Annotated in this window: 24 protein-coding genes; 6 read left to right on the top strand and 18 right to left on the bottom strand. The window is 36.9% G+C overall.

Annotated features, from left to right (window positions below):
• Positions 1 to 23: 23 nt before the first annotated feature.
• From ACN5J7_RS00945 to ACN5J7_RS00880, 14 genes are all read right to left on the bottom strand, one after another.
• Complete coding sequence (locus ACN5J7_RS00945; protein ID WP_418602298.1) at positions 24 to 446, bottom strand: SufE family protein; 423 nt, start codon at positions 444 to 446, stop codon at positions 24 to 26.
• Positions 447 to 484: 38 nt separating this feature from the next.
• Complete coding sequence (locus ACN5J7_RS00940; RefSeq protein ID WP_418602296.1) at positions 485 to 913, bottom strand: hypothetical protein; 429 nt, start codon at positions 911 to 913, stop codon at positions 485 to 487.
• An 81-nt stretch (positions 914 to 994) separates the two neighbouring features.
• A complete protein-coding gene (locus ACN5J7_RS00935; RefSeq protein ID WP_311936779.1) occupies positions 995 to 2062 on the bottom strand; it encodes a zinc metalloprotease in 1068 nt (355 codons plus the stop codon).
• Positions 2063 to 2230: 168 nt separating this feature from the next.
• Positions 2231 to 3445, bottom strand: a complete 1215-nt coding sequence (locus ACN5J7_RS00930) for an aminotransferase class V-fold PLP-dependent enzyme (protein ID WP_418602295.1) — start codon at positions 3443 to 3445, stop codon at positions 2231 to 2233.
• A 139-nt stretch (positions 3446 to 3584) separates the two neighbouring features.
• A complete protein-coding gene (gene sufD / locus ACN5J7_RS00925) occupies positions 3585 to 4898 on the bottom strand; it encodes a Fe-S cluster assembly protein SufD (protein ID WP_418602294.1) in 1314 nt (437 codons plus the stop codon).
• A 77-nt stretch (positions 4899 to 4975) separates the two neighbouring features.
• Positions 4976 to 5728 (bottom strand): Fe-S cluster assembly ATPase SufC, encoded by a 753-nt coding sequence (gene sufC / locus ACN5J7_RS00920; protein ID WP_311936771.1) that lies wholly within the window; start codon positions 5726 to 5728, stop codon positions 4976 to 4978.
• Between the two features lie 2 nt (positions 5729 to 5730).
• On the bottom strand, positions 5731 to 6153 hold the full coding sequence (locus ACN5J7_RS00915; protein ID WP_311936768.1) for a hypothetical protein: 423 nt from the start codon (positions 6151 to 6153) through the stop codon (positions 5731 to 5733).
• A gap of 82 nt (positions 6154 to 6235) precedes the next feature.
• Complete coding sequence (sufB, locus tag ACN5J7_RS00910) at positions 6236 to 7684, bottom strand: Fe-S cluster assembly protein SufB (RefSeq protein ID WP_311936765.1); 1449 nt, start codon at positions 7682 to 7684, stop codon at positions 6236 to 6238.
• 34 nt (positions 7685 to 7718) lie between these two features.
• Positions 7719 to 8114, bottom strand: a complete 396-nt coding sequence (locus ACN5J7_RS00905) for a four helix bundle protein (RefSeq protein WP_418602293.1) — start codon at positions 8112 to 8114, stop codon at positions 7719 to 7721.
• Positions 8115 to 8147: 33 nt separating this feature from the next.
• Positions 8148 to 8477 carry an iron-sulfur cluster assembly accessory protein gene (locus tag ACN5J7_RS00900; RefSeq protein WP_311936759.1) on the bottom strand — a complete coding sequence of 110 codons (330 nt, stop codon included), beginning with the start codon at positions 8475 to 8477 and terminating at the stop codon, positions 8148 to 8150.
• Positions 8478 to 8616: 139 nt separating this feature from the next.
• Complete coding sequence (locus ACN5J7_RS00895; RefSeq protein WP_418602292.1) at positions 8617 to 9663, bottom strand: cytochrome-c peroxidase; 1047 nt, start codon at positions 9661 to 9663, stop codon at positions 8617 to 8619.
• A gap of 25 nt (positions 9664 to 9688) precedes the next feature.
• Positions 9689 to 10456: an MbnP family protein gene (locus ACN5J7_RS00890; protein WP_418602291.1), complete on the bottom strand. Its 768-nt coding sequence runs from the start codon at positions 10454 to 10456 to the stop codon at positions 9689 to 9691.
• A 59-nt stretch (positions 10457 to 10515) separates the two neighbouring features.
• Positions 10516 to 11823 carry a hypothetical protein gene (locus tag ACN5J7_RS00885; RefSeq protein WP_418602290.1) on the bottom strand — a complete coding sequence of 436 codons (1308 nt, stop codon included), beginning with the start codon at positions 11821 to 11823 and terminating at the stop codon, positions 10516 to 10518.
• Positions 11824 to 11868: 45 nt separating this feature from the next.
• Entirely contained in the window at positions 11869 to 13254 is a 1386-nt protein-coding gene (locus ACN5J7_RS00880; protein ID WP_418602289.1) for a choice-of-anchor B family protein, read from the bottom strand.
• Between the two features lie 292 nt (positions 13255 to 13546).
• On the opposite strand from ACN5J7_RS00880, the gene thiL reads away from it, so the two are divergent.
• A complete protein-coding gene (gene thiL / locus ACN5J7_RS00875; protein ID WP_418602288.1) occupies positions 13547 to 14593 on the top strand; it encodes a thiamine-phosphate kinase in 1047 nt (348 codons plus the stop codon).
• Here thiL and ACN5J7_RS00870 read toward each other — a convergent pair.
• From ACN5J7_RS00870 to ACN5J7_RS00860, 3 genes are all read right to left on the bottom strand, one after another.
• Complete coding sequence (locus ACN5J7_RS00870; RefSeq protein WP_311936740.1) at positions 14583 to 14831, bottom strand: hypothetical protein; 249 nt, start codon at positions 14829 to 14831, stop codon at positions 14583 to 14585. The genes thiL and ACN5J7_RS00870 overlap by 11 nt on opposite strands.
• An 81-nt stretch (positions 14832 to 14912) precedes the next feature.
• A complete protein-coding gene (locus ACN5J7_RS00865; RefSeq protein ID WP_311936737.1) occupies positions 14913 to 15179 on the bottom strand; it encodes a hypothetical protein in 267 nt (88 codons plus the stop codon).
• Positions 15180 to 15240: 61 nt separating this feature from the next.
• Positions 15241 to 16017 carry an alpha/beta hydrolase gene (locus ACN5J7_RS00860; RefSeq protein WP_311936734.1) on the bottom strand — a complete coding sequence of 259 codons (777 nt, stop codon included), beginning with the start codon at positions 16015 to 16017 and terminating at the stop codon, positions 15241 to 15243.
• A gap of 34 nt (positions 16018 to 16051) precedes the next feature.
• Here ACN5J7_RS00860 and brnQ point away from each other — a divergent pair, with 34 nt between their 5' ends.
• The 4 genes from brnQ (at position 16052) to ACN5J7_RS00840 (ending at position 19536) form a co-directional block, all read left to right on the top strand.
• Positions 16052 to 17338 (top strand): branched-chain amino acid transport system II carrier protein, encoded by a 1287-nt coding sequence (gene brnQ / locus ACN5J7_RS00855; RefSeq protein WP_418602286.1) that lies wholly within the window; start codon positions 16052 to 16054, stop codon positions 17336 to 17338.
• A gap of 8 nt (positions 17339 to 17346) precedes the next feature.
• Positions 17347 to 18189, top strand: coding sequence for a helix-turn-helix domain-containing protein (locus ACN5J7_RS00850; RefSeq protein ID WP_418602285.1), 843 nt, complete (start codon positions 17347 to 17349; stop codon positions 18187 to 18189).
• A gap of 353 nt (positions 18190 to 18542) precedes the next feature.
• Positions 18543 to 19103, top strand: a complete 561-nt coding sequence (locus ACN5J7_RS00845; RefSeq protein ID WP_418602284.1) for a carboxymuconolactone decarboxylase family protein — start codon at positions 18543 to 18545, stop codon at positions 19101 to 19103.
• Between the two features lie 46 nt (positions 19104 to 19149).
• Positions 19150 to 19536: a cupredoxin domain-containing protein gene (locus tag ACN5J7_RS00840; RefSeq protein WP_418602283.1), complete on the top strand. Its 387-nt coding sequence runs from the start codon at positions 19150 to 19152 to the stop codon at positions 19534 to 19536.
• 60 nt (positions 19537 to 19596) lie between these two features.
• Here ACN5J7_RS00840 and ACN5J7_RS00835 read toward each other — a convergent pair whose 3' ends face one another.
• Complete coding sequence (locus ACN5J7_RS00835; RefSeq protein ID WP_418602282.1) at positions 19597 to 20253, bottom strand: hypothetical protein; 657 nt, start codon at positions 20251 to 20253, stop codon at positions 19597 to 19599.
• Positions 20254 to 20443: 190 nt separating this feature from the next.
• On the opposite strand from ACN5J7_RS00835, the gene ACN5J7_RS00830 reads away from it, so the two are divergent.
• Positions 20444 to 21766 (top strand): aspartate kinase, encoded by a 1323-nt coding sequence (locus ACN5J7_RS00830; RefSeq protein ID WP_418602281.1) that lies wholly within the window; start codon positions 20444 to 20446, stop codon positions 21764 to 21766.
• The last annotated feature ends 86 nt before the right edge of the window (positions 21767 to 21852 follow it).

Genomic DNA, 21852 nt, shown 5'->3' with positions numbered 1-21852 from the left:
TTTTTAACTTTTGGAGTGTTTCTTTAATTTAACTGTGTTTGATATGCGATAGCATACATTTTAAGTTGTTTTACCATACTTACCAAACCATTGGCGCGTGTAGGCGACAAGTGTTCTTTTAATCCAATTTTATCGATAAAATCCGTATCGGCATCAATAATATCTTTTGGGTGTTGATTTGAAAATACGCGAATTAAAATAGCAATAATTCCTTTTGTAATAATGGCATCGCTATCGGCGGTAAATACAATTTTATCGTCGTTCATTTCAGCATGCACCCAAACTTTACTTTGGCACCCTTTAATGATGTTGCTTTCGGTTTTATATTGCTCATCAATTAAAGGTAAATCTTTGCCCAAATCAATCATATATTGGTAACGCTCTTCCCAATCTTCAAACATTGAGAACTCGTCTATTATTTCGTTTTGAATGTCTTCAATACTCATAGATTCAATTTTATACAAAAATACAATAAGAAATGTTGCTATTCAATATTTTTGGTAATAGATAGCATTTCTTTAACAAGTGCAGCGATTTGTTTTGGTGGATTACCGTGATCGAAAGATTGCGACTCGTAAACTTTACCGTTGTATGTGATTTTTAAATTCGCTATGGCGGCACCATCAAAAAAGCGATCTTCGGAAGGTGCTTTTAAATTCGGAATATTTTTAACATCAACGGTTTTAAGAGTTTTCATTAATTGGTTCCAATCTGTTTCGCTACACGTTTTTATGTCTGGTTTAGCTCCGTGCTTATTTACTGTTGAAACTTGCTTTTTATTTATTACAATACATTTGTAAGCACCCCTAGTTTGCGTGGTATATTCCAAAGTAATGGCATCTTGATTTATTTTTGATTGTGTGCAACTATTATCTACAAACACTAAAGAAAGTATTAAAAACAGATGTTTCATTTTTATTGATTTTAAACTATATAAGAATACAAAAAAGACGCCAAAATTGGCGTCTTTTTAACTTTTATTAATGAATACAATTTAGCTGCCTATCATTGAGGATCTTGCGCCGCCCGGTGCAAAAATAGCTCTCATTCTGTTACGTTGGCCATCTGTAAACATATACATGCAAGAATCGTAAGTATAGTCCATATAATTCATTGTCATGTCGGCAGATTTACAATGTGTGGTTGGAAACGTAGGACAACCCCCATTGGATCTATCAGATTTAGGTGTGTCAGCAACAAAATCATCTCGATTACATCTACCATCACCCCAAATATGGCGCAGGTTAAAGTAGTGCCCAACTTCATGCGTTGCGGTTCTACCCAAGCCGTATGCACCACTTGTGTTTCCAAAATAGTTACCACCTAACACGACACCATCTGTTGATGAATTGCCACCCGGAAATTGCGCATACCCTAAAATGCCACCTCCTATTTCACACACCCAAATATTTAAATGTGTTTCTGGTGTAATTGGCGGATAAGCACTTTTTATAGCATCATTTGTTCCCCAAGAAGACCTTGAATCGTTATGTCTAAATGTCCCTGCCAACGAAAAACTAAAACCTGCATCTGTAGCATCATTGGCAAATGTAGTTCCCGATGGAAGTAAGTTGGTATTAATATCTCTAAAATCAGCATTTAAAGTAGCCATTTGAGAATTAATTTGAGAAGTAGAAATACTGTTTGCATCGGGATATACGATGTGTATATAAACCGGGATATTAATAATACCTAAATTGTCCTGGATTGGTAATACGTCAACATCCGTATCTCCAGAACCTCCTCCAGAGCCACCGCCCCCTTTAGGTGGTTTTCCTTTTCCGGCGAGAAATTTTCGGGTATGATACTCAACATCATACATTTTTTTCTCTAAACCTGGGTTTTGGTTTAATTGGCGATTTAAATTTTCCATTGCGTAACAAAACTTGGAATTGCCCTTTCCTTTGTTTTCCTTTGAAGCTAAATCGTCATTCGAATCTGTGTAGACATAAAAATCACTCATGTCGATGTTTTGTTCTTCAACGATAGCTTCTTTAGAATCGTCGCTACAAGCTGCAAATAAAAAGGCTACAGCGGCCATGCTTAAAAATACTTTTTTCATTTTTAAAAATTATTTGAATTAGTCGTTGCACAATGTATAATTTTTTGTGTAAAAATTAACAATTCAATAAATTAATCGTTAATTATTAGACAAAATACATTGCGCTGTTAATTATTTAACAATAGGAAATTTTAAAAAATGAAATATGTAGATATATAAAAGTGTACCCTATGAAAGCATCATTTTAGCCTTTTTCACCCCTTCAACCAACGCATCAATTTCTGCTTTTGTGTTGTAAAACGCAAAGGAAGCGCGAACGGTTCCCGGGATTTTATAAAAATCCATAATGGGCTGCGCACAATGGTGGCCCGTACGAACAGCAATGCCCAATTTATCTAAAATTGTGCCCACATCGTAGGGATGAATGCCCTCTAAATTAAACGAAACAACCGATGTTTTGTTTTTTGCGGTGCCATAGATTTTTAAACCTTCTATCTCCAGAAGTTTTTCTGTGGCATAATCCAACAGCTCGTGTTCGTAGTTTTCAATGACATCAAAACCAATTTGGTTCATATAATCGATGGCTGCCCCAAAGGCTATACCTCCACAAATGTTTGGTGTGCCGGCTTCGAATTTATGTGGTAAGTCGGCATAAGTGGTTTTTTCGAACGTAACTTCGGCTATCATTTCGCCACCACCTTGATAGGGCGGTAATTTGTTTAACCAATCTTCTTTTCCGTAAAGCATACCAACGCCCGTTGGTCCACACATTTTGTGTGCCGAGGCAACATAAAAATCGACATCCAATTTTTGAACGTCTGGTTTTACATGCGGACAAGCCTGTGCGCCATCAATTAAAACGGCGGCGCCAACGCTGTGTGCTTTTTCAATGATATACACGATGGGGTTTATAGTCCCCAAGGCATTTGAGATATGATTTACAAAAACAAGTTTTGTGTTTTTTGAAAGTAATTTATCGTATTGTGCCATTTCCAATTCGCCGGCATCATTCATGGGAATCACCTTTAAAATGGCACCCGTGCGCTCGCAAAGCATTTGCCAAGGCACAATATTACTATGATGCTCTAAAGCTGAAACAATAACCTCATCGCCTTTTTTTAATAGTGACGAAAAGCCGTTTGCGACTAAATTTATACCATCGGTTGTACCTGATGTTAAAATGATTTCGTGCGCGTATTTGGCATTAAAATGGGCTTGTATTTTTAAGCGCGCTTGCTCGTATAAATCGGTAGCTTCTTGACTTAAGGTATGCACGCCGCGATGAATGTTGGCGTTGTATTTTGAGTAATACTCCACAATAACATCGATAACCTGTTGTGGGGTTTGCGAGGTTGCTGCATTATCGAAATACACTAAGGGTTTTCCGTTTACTTGTCTGTTAAGTATGGGAAAGTCTTGTCTTATGTCGTTTACCTTGAACATGGCTGATGGTTTAGCCCCGATAGAAACGGCATCCTTTTTTGAGGCACGAAAAAAAGATACAGTGGATAGCGGGAAATAGCTTCAAAAAAAATTGTTTAAATATCATAAGATTCCCTCCTTCGAGGGAATGACAAAGTTGTTACAAATCGAACCCAATATTTACGCCTAATTTATTGGCGATTATTTTGGTGATGCGCTGTTTTATCTCAGGAATTTTAACCGAGCTTAACACGTTGTTGCTAAAGGCGTACATTAAAAGGGCTTTGGCCTCTTTTTCTGGAATACCGCGCGAACGCATGTAAAACATAGCGCTTTCGTCGATTTGCCCTATGGTACAACCGTGCGAGCATTTTACATCGTCGGCAAAAATTTCGAGTTGCGGTTTGGTGTTTATGCTGGCTTTGTCGCTTACCAAAATGTTGTTATTGGCTTGAAAGGCATTGGTTTTTTGCGCTTCTTTTTCAACAATGATTTTTCCGTTAAATACACCGGTTGAATTTTCGGCAAAAATACCTTTGTAATCTTGATGGCTCTCGCAATTTGGCTCGATGTGGTGCACCAAAGTGTTGTGATCGACATGTTGTTTGTTGCCAATGATGGTAACCCCTTTTAAGATGGAGTTGATGCGCTCGCCTTCTTGATAAAAATTAAGGTTGTTGCGCGTTAATTTACCGCCAAAGGCAAAGGTGTGCACCGATGCGACACTTTCGCGCTTTTGCTTAATAAAGGTATTGTCTATTAAGGATGCGTTGGCGTTGTCATTTTGTATTTTGTAATAATCTACAATGGCGCGTTTATTGGCAAAAATTTCGGTAACGCTATTGGTGAGCACCGCGTTATCGGTTAAACTTTGGTGGCGCTCTATAATTTGCACATGCGAATTCTCGTCGACCACTACCAAGTTACGTGGTTGCAACATGGTTGCCGACTCGTTTCCGGTAGATAAATGTATGATTTGAATAGGCTTTTCAACCAACTTATTTTTTGGAATATGAATGTATGCCCCTTCTTGGGAAAACGCCGTGTTTAGTGATGTTAAGCTGTCTTTTTCGGCAGCTTTGTTGAAATAATTTTCAATCACCAATCGGTATTTTGGTTTTGATAAAGCTGATGACATTAAGCACACATCGATACCATCGTGCGTGGTTTGCGAGAGGTGCGATGAATATTTACCATCGATAAACACTATTTTATAGCTGTCTATATTATGGATGAAATATTTTTTAATATCGTTGTAATCTATAGTGCTTTCTTGTTTTGGGAAAACACTGTAGTCTTCTTTAAGCAGCTTGTTTAACGAGGTGTATTTCCAAGCTTCTTCCTTTTTAGTGGGAAATCCTTTTTCTTCAAATATTTTAATAGCATCGTTTCTAACATTGTGCACATAGGTGTCAACATCAGCTTGGTCTTCAAATACGATGAAGGATGATACTAATTTTTCTTTTAAATCCATATTAATAAGTATTCAGTTTGCAGTCTTCAGTTTACAGTTAAAAAGACTGCTTACTGTGGACTGTGGACTAGTTACTGTTATGCGTTCGCTTTTTCTTTAATCCAATCGTAACCTTTTTCTTCTAGCTCGTGTGCCAATTCTTTTGTTCCGGATTTTACAATGCGGCCTTCGTGAATAACGTGTACAAAATCGGGTACGATATAATCCAATAAACGTTGGTAGTGCGTAATAACGATTACGGCGTTGTCTTTACTTTTAAACTTATTTACACCGTTGGCAACAATGCGCAAAGCGTCAATATCCAAACCAGAATCAGTTTCGTCAAGAATGGCTAATTTTGGTTCGAGCATGGCCATTTGAAAAATTTCGTTTCGTTTTTTTTCACCACCGGAAAAACCTTCGTTTAACGAGCGCGATAAAAACTTTCTGTCTATTTCCAACAAATCGGCTTTTTCACGGATTAGTTTTAGCATGTCTTTTGCCGGCATATCTTCCAAACCTTTTGCTTTTCGGGTTTCGTTAATAGCGGTTTTAATAAAGTTTGTTACCGAAACCCCTGGGATTTCCACCGGATATTGAAACGACAGAAAAATGCCTTTGTGTGCACGTTCTTCGGCCGAAAGCTCGTTGATGTTTTCATTTTGTAAAATGATTTCCCCTTGGTCCATTTCATACTCTTCCTTTCCGGCAATAACCGATGCCAATGTACTTTTTCCAGAACCGTTTGGTCCCATAATAGCGTGTACTTCTCCTGGTTTTACCTCAAGGTTTACACCTCTTAAAATGGCCTTGTCTTCAACACTTGCGTGTAAATTCTTTATCTTTAACATAATTACTCTTTTCCTAGTTTTACTAAATTATCGTTATCGTTTTTTGAAGCTGTAACGCTTAATATTTCTTTTATTTCTACGCGGTTGTCCCAACCTTCTTCACCTTCTGGTTTTTGGGTTATTTTTCCGCGAATCTCAACTTGTACAAAATCGGTTGGTTCTTTTTTAAATGCTTTTGCTTTATTGTTTAATTCTTCAACCTTATCGTTAAGAATTACACCGTAAATTTGGGCATGCGTTTGTAAAACAGCAGCATCGGCATAATACACAAACTCACCTTTTAAAAGGGTTAACCCATCGCTTTGTTTTGCTGTCCTTTCTTCACTATCCAAACTGATGGTTTCTTCGGATTTCTGAGATTCGGCATCTTTTTTACAGCTAATAAATACTGTTAGAACTAATGCGATAAAAAATACTCTTTTCATTTATTTAAAATTTTTGGTTGGATTACTGAGATTCCTGCCTTACTGAAACAAGTTCAGCACAGGTCGCAGAAATAACAAAAGATTACCCAACACTTCCTTCTAAACTTATTTCCAATAGTTTTTGAGCCTCAACGGCAAACTCCATCGGGAGTTTATTCAACACCTCTTTACTAAACCCGTTTACAATTAAAGCAATCGCTTTTTCGGTATCAATACCACGTTGATTACAGTAAAAAATCTGGTCCTCGCCAATTTTACTGGTAGTCGCTTCGTGCTCGATTATTGCGGTTTTGTTTTTCGCTTCAATGTATGGGAAGGTATGTGCACCACATGCGTTGCCCATTAGCAAACTATCACATTGCGAAAAATTACGTGCATTTTCGGCTCTTGAATTTATTTGAACCAACCCACGATAACTGTTTTGTGATTTTCCGGCAGAAATACCTTTTGAAATGATAGTGGATTTTGTGTTTTTACCTAAGTGAATCATTTTCGTTCCCGTATCGGCTTGCTGATAATTGTTTGTTACTGCGATTGAGTAAAACTCACCAACAGAATTATCGCCTTTTAAAATACAGCTCGGATATTTCCAAGTAACGGCAGAACCTGTTTCCACTTGTGTCCACGAGATTTTAGCGTTTTTTTCGCATAAACCACGCTTGGTAACAAAGTTATAAACACCACCTTTTCCTTGGTCGTTTCCAGGATACCAGTTTTGTACGGTTGAATATTTTATTTCGGCATCATCTAAAGCGATCAACTCAACAACGGCGGCGTGCAATTGGTTTTCATCTCTGCTTGGAGCCGTACAGCCTTCTAAATAACTTACGTAGCTACCTTCGTCTGCAATAACAAGTGTACGCTCAAACTGACCAGTTCCCGCTTGATTGATTCTAAAATAGGTTGACAATTCCATGGGGCAACGCACCCCTTTTGGAATGTAACAGAAAGAACCATCGCTAAATACAGCCGAATTTAAGGCGGCATAAAAGTTGTCTTTTTGTGGTACAACGGTACCTAAATATTTTTTCACAAGCTCTGGGTGCTCTTTAATAGCTTCAGAAATACTCATAAAAATAATACCTTTCTCACCCAATGTTTTCTTGAATGTGGTGGCCACCGAAACGGAATCAATAACTACATCCATGGCTACGCCAGCAAGTTTTTTTTGCTCGTCTAAAGAAATTCCCAGTTTTTCAAAAGTTGCCAATAATTCGGGGTCAACCTCATCAATACTATCGTATTTAGGTTTGGTATTTGGTGCCGAATAATACGAAATGCCTTGAAAATCCGGCTTTTCGTAATTTACATTGGCCCAGTCCGGCTCTACCATTTCTTTCCAAACTTTAAAGGATTCCAATCTCCAATCGGTCATCCATTGCGGTTCTTCTTTCTTTTTGGAAATAGCGCGAACCACATCTTCATTCAATCCGTTAGGGAATGTATCCGATTCTATATCGGTATAAAAACCGTATTCGTATTCTTTGGTTTTTAGCTCTTCGCGTAAATCGTCTTCAGTATACTTGTTCATATTCCGAGTTTAAAATTTAAAATTCAAAGTTAGGCTAATTTGCTTTGTACTTGCTTCCCTTTAAATCACTTTTCTTAAGATAGTTCATAAACCCTCCAATCATTTTTCCTAGAATAATCGTTTGATCATAAAGTTTATTAAACTCATCTTTATTAATATAATTTCTATCAAAAACCCTGTATAATTGAGATCTTGTCTCACCACAGGAGGCCTTTGATATAGATAGAAATTGAATAAATTCTTTATTTCCATTTCTTTCAAATCCTTCAGCAATATTATCCATTACAGATCCTGAAGAACCATCTATTTGACTATACAATTTATAATCTTTTCTTAATTCTGTACTGTTTGCAATTTTGTTGATGTCTTTGCAAAGTATTCTAGCTAGTTTCCAAATATCTAAATCTTCAAATTGTTTTACAGTTGCCATAACCTTGAATTCAGAATTTTAAATTTTGAATTTTTACAAGGAAAAGCTCTCCCCACAACCGCATGTACGGTTTGCGTTAGGGTTATTAAAAACGAAACCTGTTCCGTTTAATCCGCCTGAATATTCCAGTGTCGTCCCAATGAGGTATAAAAAGCTTTTTTTGTCAATGATGATTTTTACGCCATTGTCCTCAAAAACCTTATCGTCGTCTTGTTGTTCTTTGTCAAATTTTAAATCGTAAGACAATCCAGAACAACCACCACTTTTTACGCCCACACGAACATAGTCGGTCGCAGCATTATAGCCATCATCTGCCATAAGCTCCACCACTTTTTTCTTAGCTGTTTCAGATACTTTTATCATATTCTTGTTTATTAGATTTAGTGTCGCCTTAACCGTGTTTTATTAAGACAGTTTCTAAATAGAGTGCAAATATACAATATAAGTCATGGATTACCATACAACCTAACATTATATTAGCATATAGTTTTATAGGAATTTTTTATTGGTTTAGGAAGTCTGGATTACTTATAAATTCATCATCTGAAAGGGATAGTAAAAAGGCTTTTAAATCGGCTTTATCTTGAGCTGATAATTGCACGCCGCCTTGGGCGACTTTCTTCATTAAGGGATCGATGGTTGACGAGTTTTGCAAGCCTTCGCTATAATGGTTTATCACTTCGTCCAGTGTGGCAAAACGGCCATCGTGCATGTAAGGTGCGGTAAAAGCAAGGTTGCGTAATGATGGCGATTTGAATTTACCGTTGTCTGCCGGATCGCCGGTTACCGCGCCCAAACCCAAATCGGTAAACGTGGCATCCAAACCGTTGTTATGAAATATATTATCGGTCCAAAGCGGGTTTTTATCGCTGCCGTGGCAATGAAAGCAATCGCCTTTGGTTTCGTCCATAAATACATTAAACCCGTTGAGTTCTTCGGGCGTTAAAGTAGCTTCGCCCAAAAGGTACTTATCGAATTTTGAATTGGACGAAATTAAAGTACGTTCAAATTGTGCAATCGCTTTGGTAACCAAAGTTGAATCGATTTTTGAGGTGCCAAAAGCCTGTTGAAATAAATTGGGATATTCTGGATGTTGCTGAAGCTCGGTTTCCAGTTGTGTCCACGAACTTTTCATTTCAATGGGGTCTGAAACCGGCACAAAAGCTTGATGTTCCAAACTGAATGAACTGCCGTCCCAAAAGAATTTTTCATCGTAATTCCAAGCGAGATTAAATAGCGGCATCGAGTTTCTGTTCCCACGAATACCGTCAATGCCATCGCTAAATCTATCGGCATCAGAAAAAGCATTCCCCGGTGCATGGCAATCGGTACAAGCTTGGGTGTTATCTCCCGATAAAATAGGATCGAAAAACAGCTTTTTACCTAAAGCTACACCTTCAACGGTTTGCGGATTATCAACTGGGATTACGGGGTTTAGGATGTTGTCTTCAAATAATTGGGGAATTTGTAACGGACTCGGTGTTGCCACGTAAGTTTCCACACTTTCATTTGAACACGACCAGCCCATGAAAATGAAAATACAACTCATATGTGCTATCCATTTTTTCAATATATTATGGTGCAACAGATTTTAAACCAAATACATGTTGCCCGTTTTCATACATCATAACTTGGGCATTAAAATTAGGCATCAACATATTGTTCAATACATTCAAATCCCAAGTATTTGGGTTTTTAAACCATTCGGCAATATTCATTTCAATATTAAAAGTGGTATGGTTTGTAATGGTAACCGCGCCCAAATCAACCTCGAAAAAAGTATCTTGAAATTCTTGTGGTGTTTTAGAATTATCGACAGCTCTAATGGCATGATAAGCGTAACCCGTTTCGGTTGTTGTGTTATCGATAAACTTGCCTTCTAATTGCATAAAATGATAACCGCCACCAAGCATTGAAGGGACATTCCATGAGGCCGAATTCAAGTCTGGGTAATTCCCGTTATAATTGGCGTCGTTATCAAATCCGAAGGTAAAATATACATGACTATAGTTCCCTGAAGGAATTGTTGCCGTTGGTGTAAACGACAGATTCGTGCCGTTGGTAACATCCACTAAATTATAACCATCTAATAGGGTTTTTTCACCGTTTGATTTTTGAAAAGTGATTTTTGAAATTAAATACCGGAGCTTTGTAATGCTTAATTGCTCGCCGTTGGCATTGGTATATTGAATGCTGTTGAAATTTACATTTGAAACTGAAGTGCCATCCCAATTGTGGGTAAAATTGAAGGTTATATTTACTTGAGTTGCGGTGTCATCATTATCTTCACTACACGATGTGATGAGCAAACAAGTAAATAATATGGGAATTATGTTTTTCATTTCTTTCTTTTTTTCAGATCTACAGGGTTTTTAAAACCTTGCAGGTCTCTGTAATGGTGTTATTTTATTTTAAAAATCAACACATCGGTAAACCCTTTGTTTTCTGGAATATCAACATCCGCACTATTGGTTTCGCCAACCACAATTATAGATTTATCGTTTAACTCCACAGCATCGTAAGCAAAATCTATGGCGCTGCCGCCAATGGTTTTTTGCCATTGTAAATTGGCATTTGCATCTATCTTTAACAACCAAGCATCGTTTTGTCCGTTATTCGTTGTCACATCACCATCGCTGCTTCTTGAGCTTCCGGAAATCAAATAGCCATTGTCTTGGGTTTTTGTGACCGATCGCGCCACATCAAAACTGCTGCCTCCAAAAGTTTGCTCCCATATGATATCGCCCAATGGCGACATTTTAACCACCCACAAATCGGCTGCTCCGTTGTTTTGAGAAACGTTTTGATCGTTACTTCTAGTATCTCCAACAACAATAAAATTGCCGTCGTTTGTGCTTGTAATGCCTCTAGCTTCATCGATTTCTGAACCTCCAAATGATTTTTCCCAAAGTAAAGTTCCCGTTTCCGAAATTTTAATCACCCAAAAATCATAGGAGCCTTTATTATTTGAAATATCGACATCGTTACTATCTGAAGAACCCACCAAAATATAACCGTTATCGCTGGTTTGAATGACATCGTAAGGTGTATCGGTAAACGACCCGCCGTAAAATCTGCTCCATTGTTTGTCGCCAATGGCGTTAAGTTTTATGGCCCAATAATCGCCGCCGGCATGTTTAGTTGCCAACGCTTTACTGTTTCCTAAACCGCCGGAAGCCGTAACATCCAAAACACCTGTTATAAGATAGCCATTGTCGGTTGTTTCAATAATGGAAATACCATCGTCTGCTCCAGAAAACCCATACGATTTTTGCCAAGAAACAACTCCTGAAGCATCGAGTTTTACAATCCAAAAATCACTAGCGCCAGCGTTTGCGGTAACATCGCCATCGTTACTTTGGCTAAATCCGAAAATAGCGAATCCGCCATCTGTGGTTTGTACCATATCGGCACCTCTGTCGTCGTCACTTCCGCCGTAGGTTTTTTGCCATTGAAGGTTGTTGGCGGCGTCAAATTTAAGCAGCCAATAATCGAACAAGCCATTTTGTTTATTGGTTACATCGCCGTCGTCACTTTGTGTATAACCAAAAACGGCATACCCATTGTCTTGGGTTATAACGACTGCTTTGGCGCTTTCATTTTTAGAACCCCCAAAGGATTTTACAAATTCTATTTCGGGTTGAAACGGAGGGGTTTCTTTTGCATCATCTTCATTTTTAGAACAATTTCCAAAGAAGAAAACAAGCATATAAAGACATGAAATTTTAAAACATTTTTTCAGCATAAAACTGGATTATGTGCCGCTTTTTCTAACAATAAACAATCCGCCTTCAATATCGCTAATTACAATATTTCCGCTTTCAAAATACGGATATACATTCCAAACCCCATTAAAATTGGCACTATCGCTTGACGGATAGGTATCGAAAAAACCCACTTCGGTCATAGCGTTAGATGAGGCTGCTATGTTGGTAATATCCAATACCCGTAATCCGGCTCTGTAATTGGCCAAATAATAAGTATTTCCTTTTACGTAGCCGTTATGGTCTATGGCAAGCGTTGGCCCAAAATAAGTAGATGATAATATGGGATTGTCTAAATCGCTAAAATCGAAAACCATTGTTTTGGTATTGTTACCAAAAAACTGTTCGTCGAGTTCATCACCTAAAATAAAATGCTGTTGATTTTCGGTAAACCAGCCTTGGTGCGTATAACCCGGATTTGAGTAAGTTACATTTGAAATAAATTGTGGGTTTGCTTTATCTGAAACATCAATAATTACCACCTTATTCGTACCCGAAGAACTGCCGTTGCTGCCTATATAAATTTGTTTGCCAGTGTAATCGGTATCGGGACCATTATAGGTTATAACTTGCGCGTCGTGCGAGTATCCATCGGCAGCATAACCACCAGCACCTACAGGGTTTTTAGGATTAGTTATATCAATAAAATTTGGCCCACCGCTAAAGGTATTGCACCCAACCAAATAAGCAAAACCTTCTTCTTTGTTAATTACAATGTTATGGCAACTATTTACGCCCGTGTAAACCGCATCGGCAGAAAAGGTTTCTGGCGGATTAGCAACATTTCGCAAACGCGTTAAGTCGAATACTTGCATGCCATGGGGACCAACATTATCGGCAACTATAAAGGCGTGATCATTATAAACCTTTACATCGCGCCAAGAACTGTTTACGGTTTCAGTTGGTATATTACCCAAATAAATAGGGTTTGTTGGTTCGGTAATATCAATAAAGGCAACGTTGGTATTGGTTGCCAATAAAACATACTCATTACCGGTAGTTGGGTCTGTCCAACCCCAGGAATCATTTCCGGAAACGGCGCCAAAAGTAGCTATGGGTACATGTGCCATTAAATCGTAATCGTTACAAGGATAAATACCGGCAAAGCCATTTTCGCAAATCGCCATGGGTGCGTTAGAATCATCAAAATCGCTATCGCACAAATTACCTATACCATCACCATCGGCATCTGCTTGATCTGGATTTGCAATAGATGGGCAGTTGTCTACACTTTCTTCAATGCCATCATTATCCGTGTCAATAAAAACCGTTGTAAGTTCTACAGTTTCGTTCTCGCAAGAATAGGTTAGTGATAACAAAATACACCCTAAAATTATGGTTTTTAGGATATTTGTACTTTTTAGAGACATACTCATATTTGCAATTTTTTAATTATTCTTTTTCAATCTTTTCAATCTGTTTTAATATCATAGCATTGTATTAAAACGAATTAGTGAGTCACATATTTTAATCTTAAGAAACTAATAAATAATGATTTATAAATATAAGATTAGAAGCAAAATTAGTTTAATATTAATTAAAAAGACGGCAACTCAACGATTTTAATGTTAAAATTGAATGATTGTTTTTTGAAGAAACCAACATCTTTTTAACGTTATAATACACAAAGCATGTTGGTTAATAAGAATTGCTTCTTATTTTTGCAACATGATAGAAGATAAAAATCAACAGAGCACGCCGTTAAGCGATTTAGGTGAATTTGGACTTATTGACCATTTAACCAAGAATTTTAAAATTAAACACACATCCACCATTAAGGGTATTGGTGATGATGCCGCGGTTTTAGAATTTAAAAATAAAAAAATCGTTGTTACTAACGATTTACTAGTTGAAGGTGTGCATTTCGATTTAAGCTATATGCCCCTTAAACATTTGGGTTACAAAGCTGTAATTGTTAATTTATCCGATGTGTATGCCATGAATGCCAGCGCTACGCAAATTACGGTTTCCATTGCGGTGTCTAACAGGTTTCCGCTTGAAGCACTCGAAGATTTATATGCCGGAATTGAAACTGCTGCCAACATTTATAACATTGACGTTGTGGGCGGAGACACCACATCGTCTACAACAGGCTTACTAATTTCGGTTACTGCTATTGGCGAGGTTGAAGCTGGCGCAGAAGTTTACAGATCTGGCGCAAAACCAAATGACTTGTTGGTGGTTTCGGGCGATTTGGGCGGCGCATATATGGGATTTCAGGTGCTTGAACGCGAAAAAGAAGTGTATAAAGTAAACCCAAATAGCCAACCCGATTTAGAACCTTATTCCTATATTATTGAGCGTCAATTAAAACCCGAAGCTCGTAAAGATGTTGTTAAACTATTAAGCGATTTAAAGCTGAAACCAACCTCGATGATTGATATTAGCGATGGGTTGTCTTCTGAAATTATTCATATATGCAAACAAAGCAAAGTAGGTTGCGATTTGTATGAAGAGAAAATTCCGTTGGATCCACAGGTGATTTCAACTTGTGAAGAATTTAATATTGATAGCACTACCGTGGCTTTAAATGGCGGCGAAGATTACGAACTGTTGTTTACGATTTCTCAAGATGACTATCCAAAAATTAAAGCAAACCCCAATTTTTCAATAATCGGACATATAAAAGAGGAAAGCGAAGGCATGCATTTAGTAACCCGAGCAGAAACAAGAATACCAATTAAGGCACAAGGCTGGAAAAACTTTAATGCTTAAAAACCAATAAATTAGGATTGAGGTTTTTGCAAGTGGTTTTAGAAATACGCTTGTTATGGATGTATTCTAAAACGCTGTTAATCTCTTTATACTTTGAGGTAAGCTCGGTTAAATTCCCTGAGCTGCTGGTTGTAAATTCTTTTCTGCAATACTTACAGGCGTATTCTTTAACATGATAGGTTACATTTCGTGATACTTCCAAATCATGTCCAAACACCTTGCAATGAATGTTTTTCATTTAACTTTAACTATTAATTAATACTATTTTAAGGGAGAGGTTTAAATATATTAAAAAGCCGTTAAAGTTACATTCAAGTGGTTAATAAATCGACGAAACGGCTGGTTTCTTCTTTAAACGTTGCATTCTTGAAGCATGTATGCGACTCAGTATCGCGTTTATCTCTCTAAATTTGGGAGTAAGCTCTATTAAATTGCCGTTGCTGTTTGTGGTTAATTCCTTTTTGCAGTGTCTGCACGTGTACTCTTTTACGTGGTAAGTTACTTTTTTACTTACTTGATAATCATGCCCAAAAAGATTGCAGTACATTTTTGGGATAAAAGTAGGTTTGTTGGTAGTTTTTTCCATGGGTTAAAGATTTAGGGTCAATAAACATAGTAAAAAAAAACAATAAAACGATAAAGTGCTATTAATTTTCGATGAAATACAATATATTGCGTAAGAAATCCTCTTTATTTTCAATATGAGACATATGTCCATCAGGAAACTCAACCACTTTTATATTCGCTTTTTTTGCTTGTAATATTAGTGCGTTATAATCTAAAACAGGGTCTTTTTTGCTAATTATCATCATTACTTTATAGCTTTTGGATTTTAAAACAGCTTCTCTGTTTGGTCGAATTTTCATGCCTTCCAACGCCGCAATAATACCTTGTAAAGGTGTTTGCAAAGCTTCAATGATTATTTGTTTTATGGTTTCAGAAAAAATGGTTCTGTTTTTTGGTCTGAATAAATTATTAATCGCAATCCTAATAAAAACTTTATGGTTTTTTTTAACGGCAATTACGGCTCTATCCCTATTTTCTTTTTTTTCTGTTGAATCCGCTTCGGCCGTAGAATTCATTAAACACAAGCCCGTTAACGCATCTGGGTTTCTTTCCGCGAAAGCGAGCGCCACATAACCGCCCATGGAATGCCCGATGAAGGTGGATTGATTGATTTTTAAATGATTTAAAACCGCCGAAACAGCATCGGCCATAAGTTCCATGGAATGGATGTACCCTATGCAACCCGTTTGCCCATGACCCAACAAATCTATACAAATAACCCTATTGTTTTTGGTCAATTGTGGCAGAAACACATCCCACATGTTCGAGTTTTCCAAAAACCCGTGCAGCAGCACTAGGGCTTGCCCTTTACCTTTATCGGTATAAAAAATATGAATCCCTTTGTATTCTAAAATCATTTTTAAACTATATTAGACAAAGATAAACCAACCAATGAATAAAACGAAACAGACCTTTGTATTTGGCTTTGCCTTATTTGCTGGTTTTTTTGGCGCCGGAAATTTAATTTTACCTCCATTATTGGGATACAATGCAGGCACAGATTGGTGGATGGTTACCTTGGGTTTTGTAACATCGGCAACCGTAATTCCGTTACTGGCCATTTTCGCACATGCCAGATTACAAGGTACCATGTTCGATTTTGGCAAAAAAGTATCACCGCTTTTTAGTCTTGCTTTTTGTTTTTGCATGTATGCCATTACCATTGCACTGCCCTGTCCCAGAACGGCGGCCGTAGCCCACGAAATGGCCATAGCGCCTTTTTTTGATACAAGCGCGTTACTTACCAGTGTTGTTTATTTTGTATTGGCATTTATTTTTGTGATGAATCGGAATAAAGCACTAAGCATACTTGGTACATACTTAACGCCGATAATTGTTTTAATCGTATTATCGATTATTGTTATTGGTGTTTTTTCTGCTGAAACAACAATAAATCCTTCAAATTTTGAACTTCCAATAATAAGCGGTTTGTTGGAAGGCTACCAAACCTACGACGCTATGGCAGGAATGGTTATGGGTGGTGTTGTGCTGGTTTCAATAAACAGCTCTAAAAATAATTTATCCTTTTTAGAAAAAAGAAAAATGGTTGCTAAATCAGGTTTGATTGCCATGACCGGCTTGTTTACTATTTACGCCGGTTTAATTGCCATTGGCGCATTTTACAATGGGCAATTTGATGCTGATATTTCTAGAACGGATTTACTTTCTGGTTTAGCCACAAAAACCTTAGGAAACATTGGGTCTACTTTTTTAAGTGTATTGGTAGCTTTAGCTTGCTTTACCACAGCCGTAGCCATAATTGTAAGCATTGCCGATTTTTTTAAAGCCTATTTTAAAGCCTCTAAAAACGCCTATTTAATTACAAGTATTATATGTTGTTTAGTGGGCATATTGGTTGGGCAAATGGAAGTTAAGTATATTATAGATGTGGCACTTCCTGCCTTAATGTTTATTTATCCGTTGTGTATCGTACTTATTTTGTTGAATGTAATTCCAGAAAAAATGGCAACAACACAAGTTTTTAGAGGCGTTGTTCTCATCACTTTTGTTTTTAGCATACCGGACTTTTTAGGATTTATTATTGATCCCATTTATCTTGAAGGTATTAAAAGCAGCCTGCCGTTAGCCAATCAAAATTTGGCTTGGGTGCTACCCGCATTAATTACATTTTTAGTGTTAAATATTAAAATTTTTACGACTAAAGGCCCAACTAATTAATTTGATAAATGGCTGTTCAAGAAATTTCAACCTATTCCTATAAAGACATTTTTTCTTTAAGCATCATCCAATTTGAAGAGGCTTGTGTATTTAATAAGCCCGAACAAATAAACGCTTACAATATCTATTGGATTAAGGAAGGTAAGGGCGTTTATAATATCGATTTTGAAAGCTATGCCTTTAACGATAATGTATTGTTTTTTTTATCGCCGGGGCAAGTGTTTTCGGTTGAATCGGAAGAAATAAAAGAAGCTTACAAACTAACTTTTGTTCGCGATTTTTACTGCATTCAAACGCACGACCAAGAAGTGGCGTGCAACGGAATACTCTTTAACAATGTATACGAAACCCCTTTTGTAAGCCCTTGCGAAAGCGACACAAATAAGCTCAATTTTATTTTAGAAAGTTTGATAGATGAGTTTAAACGCGATGACGTTGCAGCGCAATACGATATGCTTCAGTCTTATTTAAAACAGTTTATCATTCATTCTGTTCGCATAAAAAAAGAAAACCATATTATAAAAGATGACGCCGAAACAAAACTCTTTAAAGATTTTAGTGTTTTGGTTGAGCAGAATTACAAAACCCTACATACGGTAACCGATTATGCCAATCGTTTGGGGCTTTCTCCAAAATCGTTAGCCAAACATTTTCAAAAAACAGGAAATCAAACACCAAGCGATTTTATAAAACAACGAATCATTCTTGAAGCTAAACGTAAATTAATTTACAGCACCTCTTCTGTAAAACAAATCGCTTATAAATTGGGTTTTAACGATCCTGCATATTTTACACGTTTCTTCAAAAAAGCGACTACAAAATCGCCTCTTCAATTTAAAAAAGACTATTAGTTTTATTTGGGTGTGCCTTTGCAGGTTAGCTGTAAGTTTATCTTGAGCGTAGCCGAAAGGTTGTAACTTTTTCACGCGCATCAAAAAAGGACGCCACTCCCATCCTTTTCGTAAAAAACCAGTGCTAAAGCGCAACAGTCCAAGCATAAGGAACCTTTGTCCATTTTTTCAGCCTACTATCGGTTGCATCTTTGCATTGTAATCAAAACAACGCATTATGAAAACAATACAAAACGAACAATGTCCAAATTGTTGGGGCTATCAAGAGTATGATGAAAACCATCCAGAGCGCCAATTGTGCGAATGCAAAAACATGAATAAATAAATTTAATAATAATTAATACATAGAAATTATGAAAACAAGAATTGAAACATTAAACCCAGAGACCACAACAGGTAAATCGAAAGAATTATTTAACGCCGTTCAAGACAAATTAGGCTTTATTCCAAATTTGGTTAAAGTATTTGGCAACTCACCGGCAACCCTTCAATCTTATTTAAGTTTAGGCGAGTTAACCGTAAGCGGGAACTTTAGCAACAAATTCAGAGAGCAATTGGCACTGGCCATTGCCGAAGAAAACGCTTGTAACTACTGTTTATCTGCGCACACTGCCATTGGTAAAATGAATGGTTTAACCATTGAGGAAACCGAACAAAACAGACAAGGTGTTGCTGCCGATACTAAAACCCAAGCAGGCTTACAATTTGCACAAGCGGTTACAAAAAACAGAGGGCAAGTATCTACCGAAGCTATTCAAGCTGTTAAAGCAGCAGGTTACAACGATGGTGACATTTTAGAAATCATATTAAACGTGGTGTCTAATACCCTAACAAATTATGTTAACCATATTGCGGAAACCGAAGTGGATTTCCCAAGTGTTGAAGCTGGAAAATTTACAGTTACAACAAGCTAAATATTTTTATAAAACAATAATTAAAATTGAATTAAAAATGAAGACAATGAAAAATTTAATAGTAGGATTATTTTTAGTCGCCTTTACGTTTACCGCTACGGCGCAAGACAAAATGGCAAAAGCTGATGCTGTAAAAACAATATCGTTAGAGCAAACAAAAGGTGAGTTTACCCAAAAAACATTAACACTTTCTGAAGGGACTTATATTTTTGAAGTATCAAATAACAATGCTGCCCCTGAAGTAGGGTTGGTTTTAATCGAAGATGGGAAAGATGGCTCGAAACCAGAAAACCATATTACCGAGGCTTACGTGTCGCAAATGGTGAAACATGGCAAAACAGAATCTTCAAAAGAAGTCACTCTAAAAAAAGGAACGTATAAATATTTCTGTCCTTTTAACGAAACACCCGAATACACTTTAATAGTAAAATAAGTTATTGACTGTGACTAATTTACTACCCAAAAGGCGTGCTGATTATTTAGCACGCCTTTTCTAGTTTTTCACCCTTTTTATGGCTGTAAATGCTTTATCGACATACTCATCTTCAACCAAAATAGTAAACTCGTTTGTGGTAGAAATTACCTCGTAAAGCACCACACCTTCCCAAGCCAATCGCTTAAAAAAGTGATAATACAGCCCTGCAATTTTAGAGTTATCCTGTGGTAAGTTTATGGTTATTGCCGATAAATTATCCTGTACCGCAAGAAATGTTTCATGTTGCAATTGTGTGGTAATGTAATCTTTTAAACTGCTCGAAATAATCATATTGCTTTCGTGGATACCTCTGGTAAAGGTGTAAAACAATTTAGATTCATCATCTATTTTTTCCAAAACCTTAGCGTGGTTGTGTATTAATGTATTCGAGTTTTTTACGGTAAAATCGGTTAGGTTGGAGCGCACGGTAATATCGCCCAAATTCTGTAGCATCCGTTTCATTTTTACAGAATTTGACAAGGTTACCGGCGGATTGTAACGCCTTAACGCCATCATAATCGCACCTGGTTTTACTTCTTTTTTTAGCATCTCGCTAATGGGTTGGGTGAGCTCGATAGCCAACGCACTAAAATTTATAATGTTTCTCGACAGAGCTTCCTCTAAGTAAGGTTGCGAAATTAAAATGTCTTCTACACAGTTTGATACAGTTTTCATGTGATAGCTTTTATAGTCTTTTTTTAAGAACGCATGTAACATCAATATTATAAGTTTCCAAAAAGTAAACTTTCTATTTTTGATGCATCATGTTAATTATATAACAATTTGTGTAAATATAAACATTTTTTTTAAAAAATATCTTTATTGCAAGAATGAATTATAATTTTACACCATAAATAAATGAACAATGAAAGTATTAAAGTTTGGTGGTACATCGGTTGGGTCTATAAAAAACATGATAAATGTTAAGAATATAATTAACGACGGTAATAAAAAAATCGTGGTTTTATCTGCCATGTCCGGAACCACAAACGAGTTGGTTGCCATCGCCAATCATATCAAAGAAAGAAACTCGAACGAAGCGATTGATAAAATACATAAGCTTCAAGAAAAATACAGCCTTACCATTGATGAGCTTTTAACTAACAAAACTCTAAATAAAGAGGCCAAACTATATGCGTCAGATATTTTTAGTTTGTTAATAGACTCCACGTACAAAGCGTTTTCAAAAGTGTTGGAAAACAAAATTTTAGCACAAGGCGAATTGCTTTCAACCTTTATGTTTAATAGTTATTTGCAACAAGAAGGGATTCGTTCTACTTTATTGCCAGCATTAAGTTTTATGCGCATTGATGCTACTCACGAACCCGATTTGCCTTATATAAAATCCCATTTTGAAACTGTTTTAAATTCCGCTGAAGCGTCAGATATTTATATCACCCAAGGTTTTATTTGTTTAGATGCCAATGGCGACATATCGAACTTACAGCGCGGTGGCAGCGATTACACAGCAACCATAATAGGCGCTACGATTAAAGCTGAAGAAGTACAGATTTGGACCGATATTGACGGCATGCACAACAACGACCCAAGGTATGTTGAAAACACCAAACCCATTTCAAATTTATCTTATGATGAAGCCGCGGAATTGGCCTATTTTGGCGCTAAAATACTGCATCCTCAAACGGTTACTCCCGTAAGGGCAGATCATATTCCCGTGAGCTTGAAAAACACCATGAATCCTAATGCTCACGGTACTTTAATCTCCAGCCTAACATCAGAAAACGGCATTAAAGCCATTGCGGCAAAAGACAATATTACGGCCATAAAAATTAAATCAGGGCGCATGCTGCAAGCCCATGGCTTTTTAAAGAAAGTTTTTGAGGTTTTTGAGATTTACGAAACGGCTATCGACATGATTACAACCTCTGAAGTTGCGGTGTCGCTTACCATTGACGATGATAGAAATCTGGATAAAATTGTTGCGGAACTCGAAAAATTCGCATTAATTGAAGTCGACAAAAACCAGAGTATTGTTTGTTTAGTTGGACATTCGGTTGTAAATCATCAATATACGTATAAGCTATTCAAAATTTTAAAAGATGTAAAAATCAGGATGATCTCTTATGGCGGCAGTAACAATAACATCTCCCTTTTGATACATTCCAATGATAAAATTGAAACCCTAAAACGACTTAATAATTATTTATTTGAGTTGGTAACGGTATAAAAAAAGAGATACGGCTGTATAAAAAGTTGATTTCTACTTTAAATGTCACATTGAACGCAGTCGAAATGCTTTGGTTTTCACAATAT

Source organism: Hwangdonia sp., assembly GCF_048381975.1.
GTDB classification, from domain to species: Bacteria; Bacteroidota; Bacteroidia; order Flavobacteriales; family Flavobacteriaceae; genus Hwangdonia; species Hwangdonia seohaensis.
The sequence above is the reverse complement of the archived record's forward strand: the minus strand, read 5'-3'. Positions and strand labels throughout refer to the sequence as shown.

Coding starts and splice junctions, on each gene's coding strand:
- ACN5J7_RS00905 (WP_418602293.1), bottom strand. CDS start 8,114: ATGGCAACTGTAAAACAATTTGAAGATTTAGATATTTGGAAACTAGCT.
- ACN5J7_RS00935 (WP_311936779.1), bottom strand. CDS start 2,062: ATGAAAAAAGTATTTTTAAGCATGGCCGCTGTAGCCTTTTTATTTGCA.
- ACN5J7_RS00865 (WP_311936737.1), bottom strand. CDS start 15,179: ATGGAAAAAACTACCAACAAACCTACTTTTATCCCAAAAATGTACTGC.
- ACN5J7_RS00895 (WP_418602292.1), bottom strand. CDS start 9,663: ATGAGTTGTATTTTCATTTTCATGGGCTGGTCGTGTTCAAATGAAAGT.
- ACN5J7_RS00850 (WP_418602285.1), top strand. CDS start 17,347: ATGGCTGTTCAAGAAATTTCAACCTATTCCTATAAAGACATTTTTTCT.
- thiL (WP_418602288.1), top strand. CDS start 13,547: ATGATAGAAGATAAAAATCAACAGAGCACGCCGTTAAGCGATTTAGGT.
- sufB (WP_311936765.1), bottom strand. CDS start 7,684: ATGAACAAGTATACTGAAGACGATTTACGCGAAGAGCTAAAAACCAAA.
- ACN5J7_RS00930 (WP_418602295.1), bottom strand. CDS start 3,445: ATGTTCAAGGTAAACGACATAAGACAAGACTTTCCCATACTTAACAGA.
- ACN5J7_RS00940 (WP_418602296.1), bottom strand. CDS start 913: ATGAAACATCTGTTTTTAATACTTTCTTTAGTGTTTGTAGATAATAGT.
- sufD (WP_418602294.1), bottom strand. CDS start 4,898: ATGGATTTAAAAGAAAAATTAGTATCATCCTTCATCGTATTTGAAGAC.
- ACN5J7_RS00945 (WP_418602298.1), bottom strand. CDS start 446: ATGAGTATTGAAGACATTCAAAACGAAATAATAGACGAGTTCTCAATG.
- brnQ (WP_418602286.1), top strand. CDS start 16,052: ATGAATAAAACGAAACAGACCTTTGTATTTGGCTTTGCCTTATTTGCT.
- ACN5J7_RS00915 (WP_311936768.1), bottom strand. CDS start 6,153: ATGAAAAGAGTATTTTTTATCGCATTAGTTCTAACAGTATTTATTAGC.
- ACN5J7_RS00890 (WP_418602291.1), bottom strand. CDS start 10,456: ATGAAAAACATAATTCCCATATTATTTACTTGTTTGCTCATCACATCG.
- ACN5J7_RS00900 (WP_311936759.1), bottom strand. CDS start 8,477: ATGATAAAAGTATCTGAAACAGCTAAGAAAAAAGTGGTGGAGCTTATG.
- ACN5J7_RS00830 (WP_418602281.1), top strand. CDS start 20,444: ATGAAAGTATTAAAGTTTGGTGGTACATCGGTTGGGTCTATAAAAAAC.
- ACN5J7_RS00840 (WP_418602283.1), top strand. CDS start 19,150: ATGAAAAATTTAATAGTAGGATTATTTTTAGTCGCCTTTACGTTTACC.
- ACN5J7_RS00880 (WP_418602289.1), bottom strand. CDS start 13,254: ATGAGTATGTCTCTAAAAAGTACAAATATCCTAAAAACCATAATTTTA.
- ACN5J7_RS00860 (WP_311936734.1), bottom strand. CDS start 16,017: ATGATTTTAGAATACAAAGGGATTCATATTTTTTATACCGATAAAGGT.
- ACN5J7_RS00885 (WP_418602290.1), bottom strand. CDS start 11,823: ATGCTTGTTTTCTTCTTTGGAAATTGTTCTAAAAATGAAGATGATGCA.
- ACN5J7_RS00870 (WP_311936740.1), bottom strand. CDS start 14,831: ATGAAAAACATTCATTGCAAGGTGTTTGGACATGATTTGGAAGTATCA.
- sufC (WP_311936771.1), bottom strand. CDS start 5,728: ATGTTAAAGATAAAGAATTTACACGCAAGTGTTGAAGACAAGGCCATT.
- ACN5J7_RS00835 (WP_418602282.1), bottom strand. CDS start 20,253: ATGAAAACTGTATCAAACTGTGTAGAAGACATTTTAATTTCGCAACCT.
- ACN5J7_RS00845 (WP_418602284.1), top strand. CDS start 18,543: ATGAAAACAAGAATTGAAACATTAAACCCAGAGACCACAACAGGTAAA.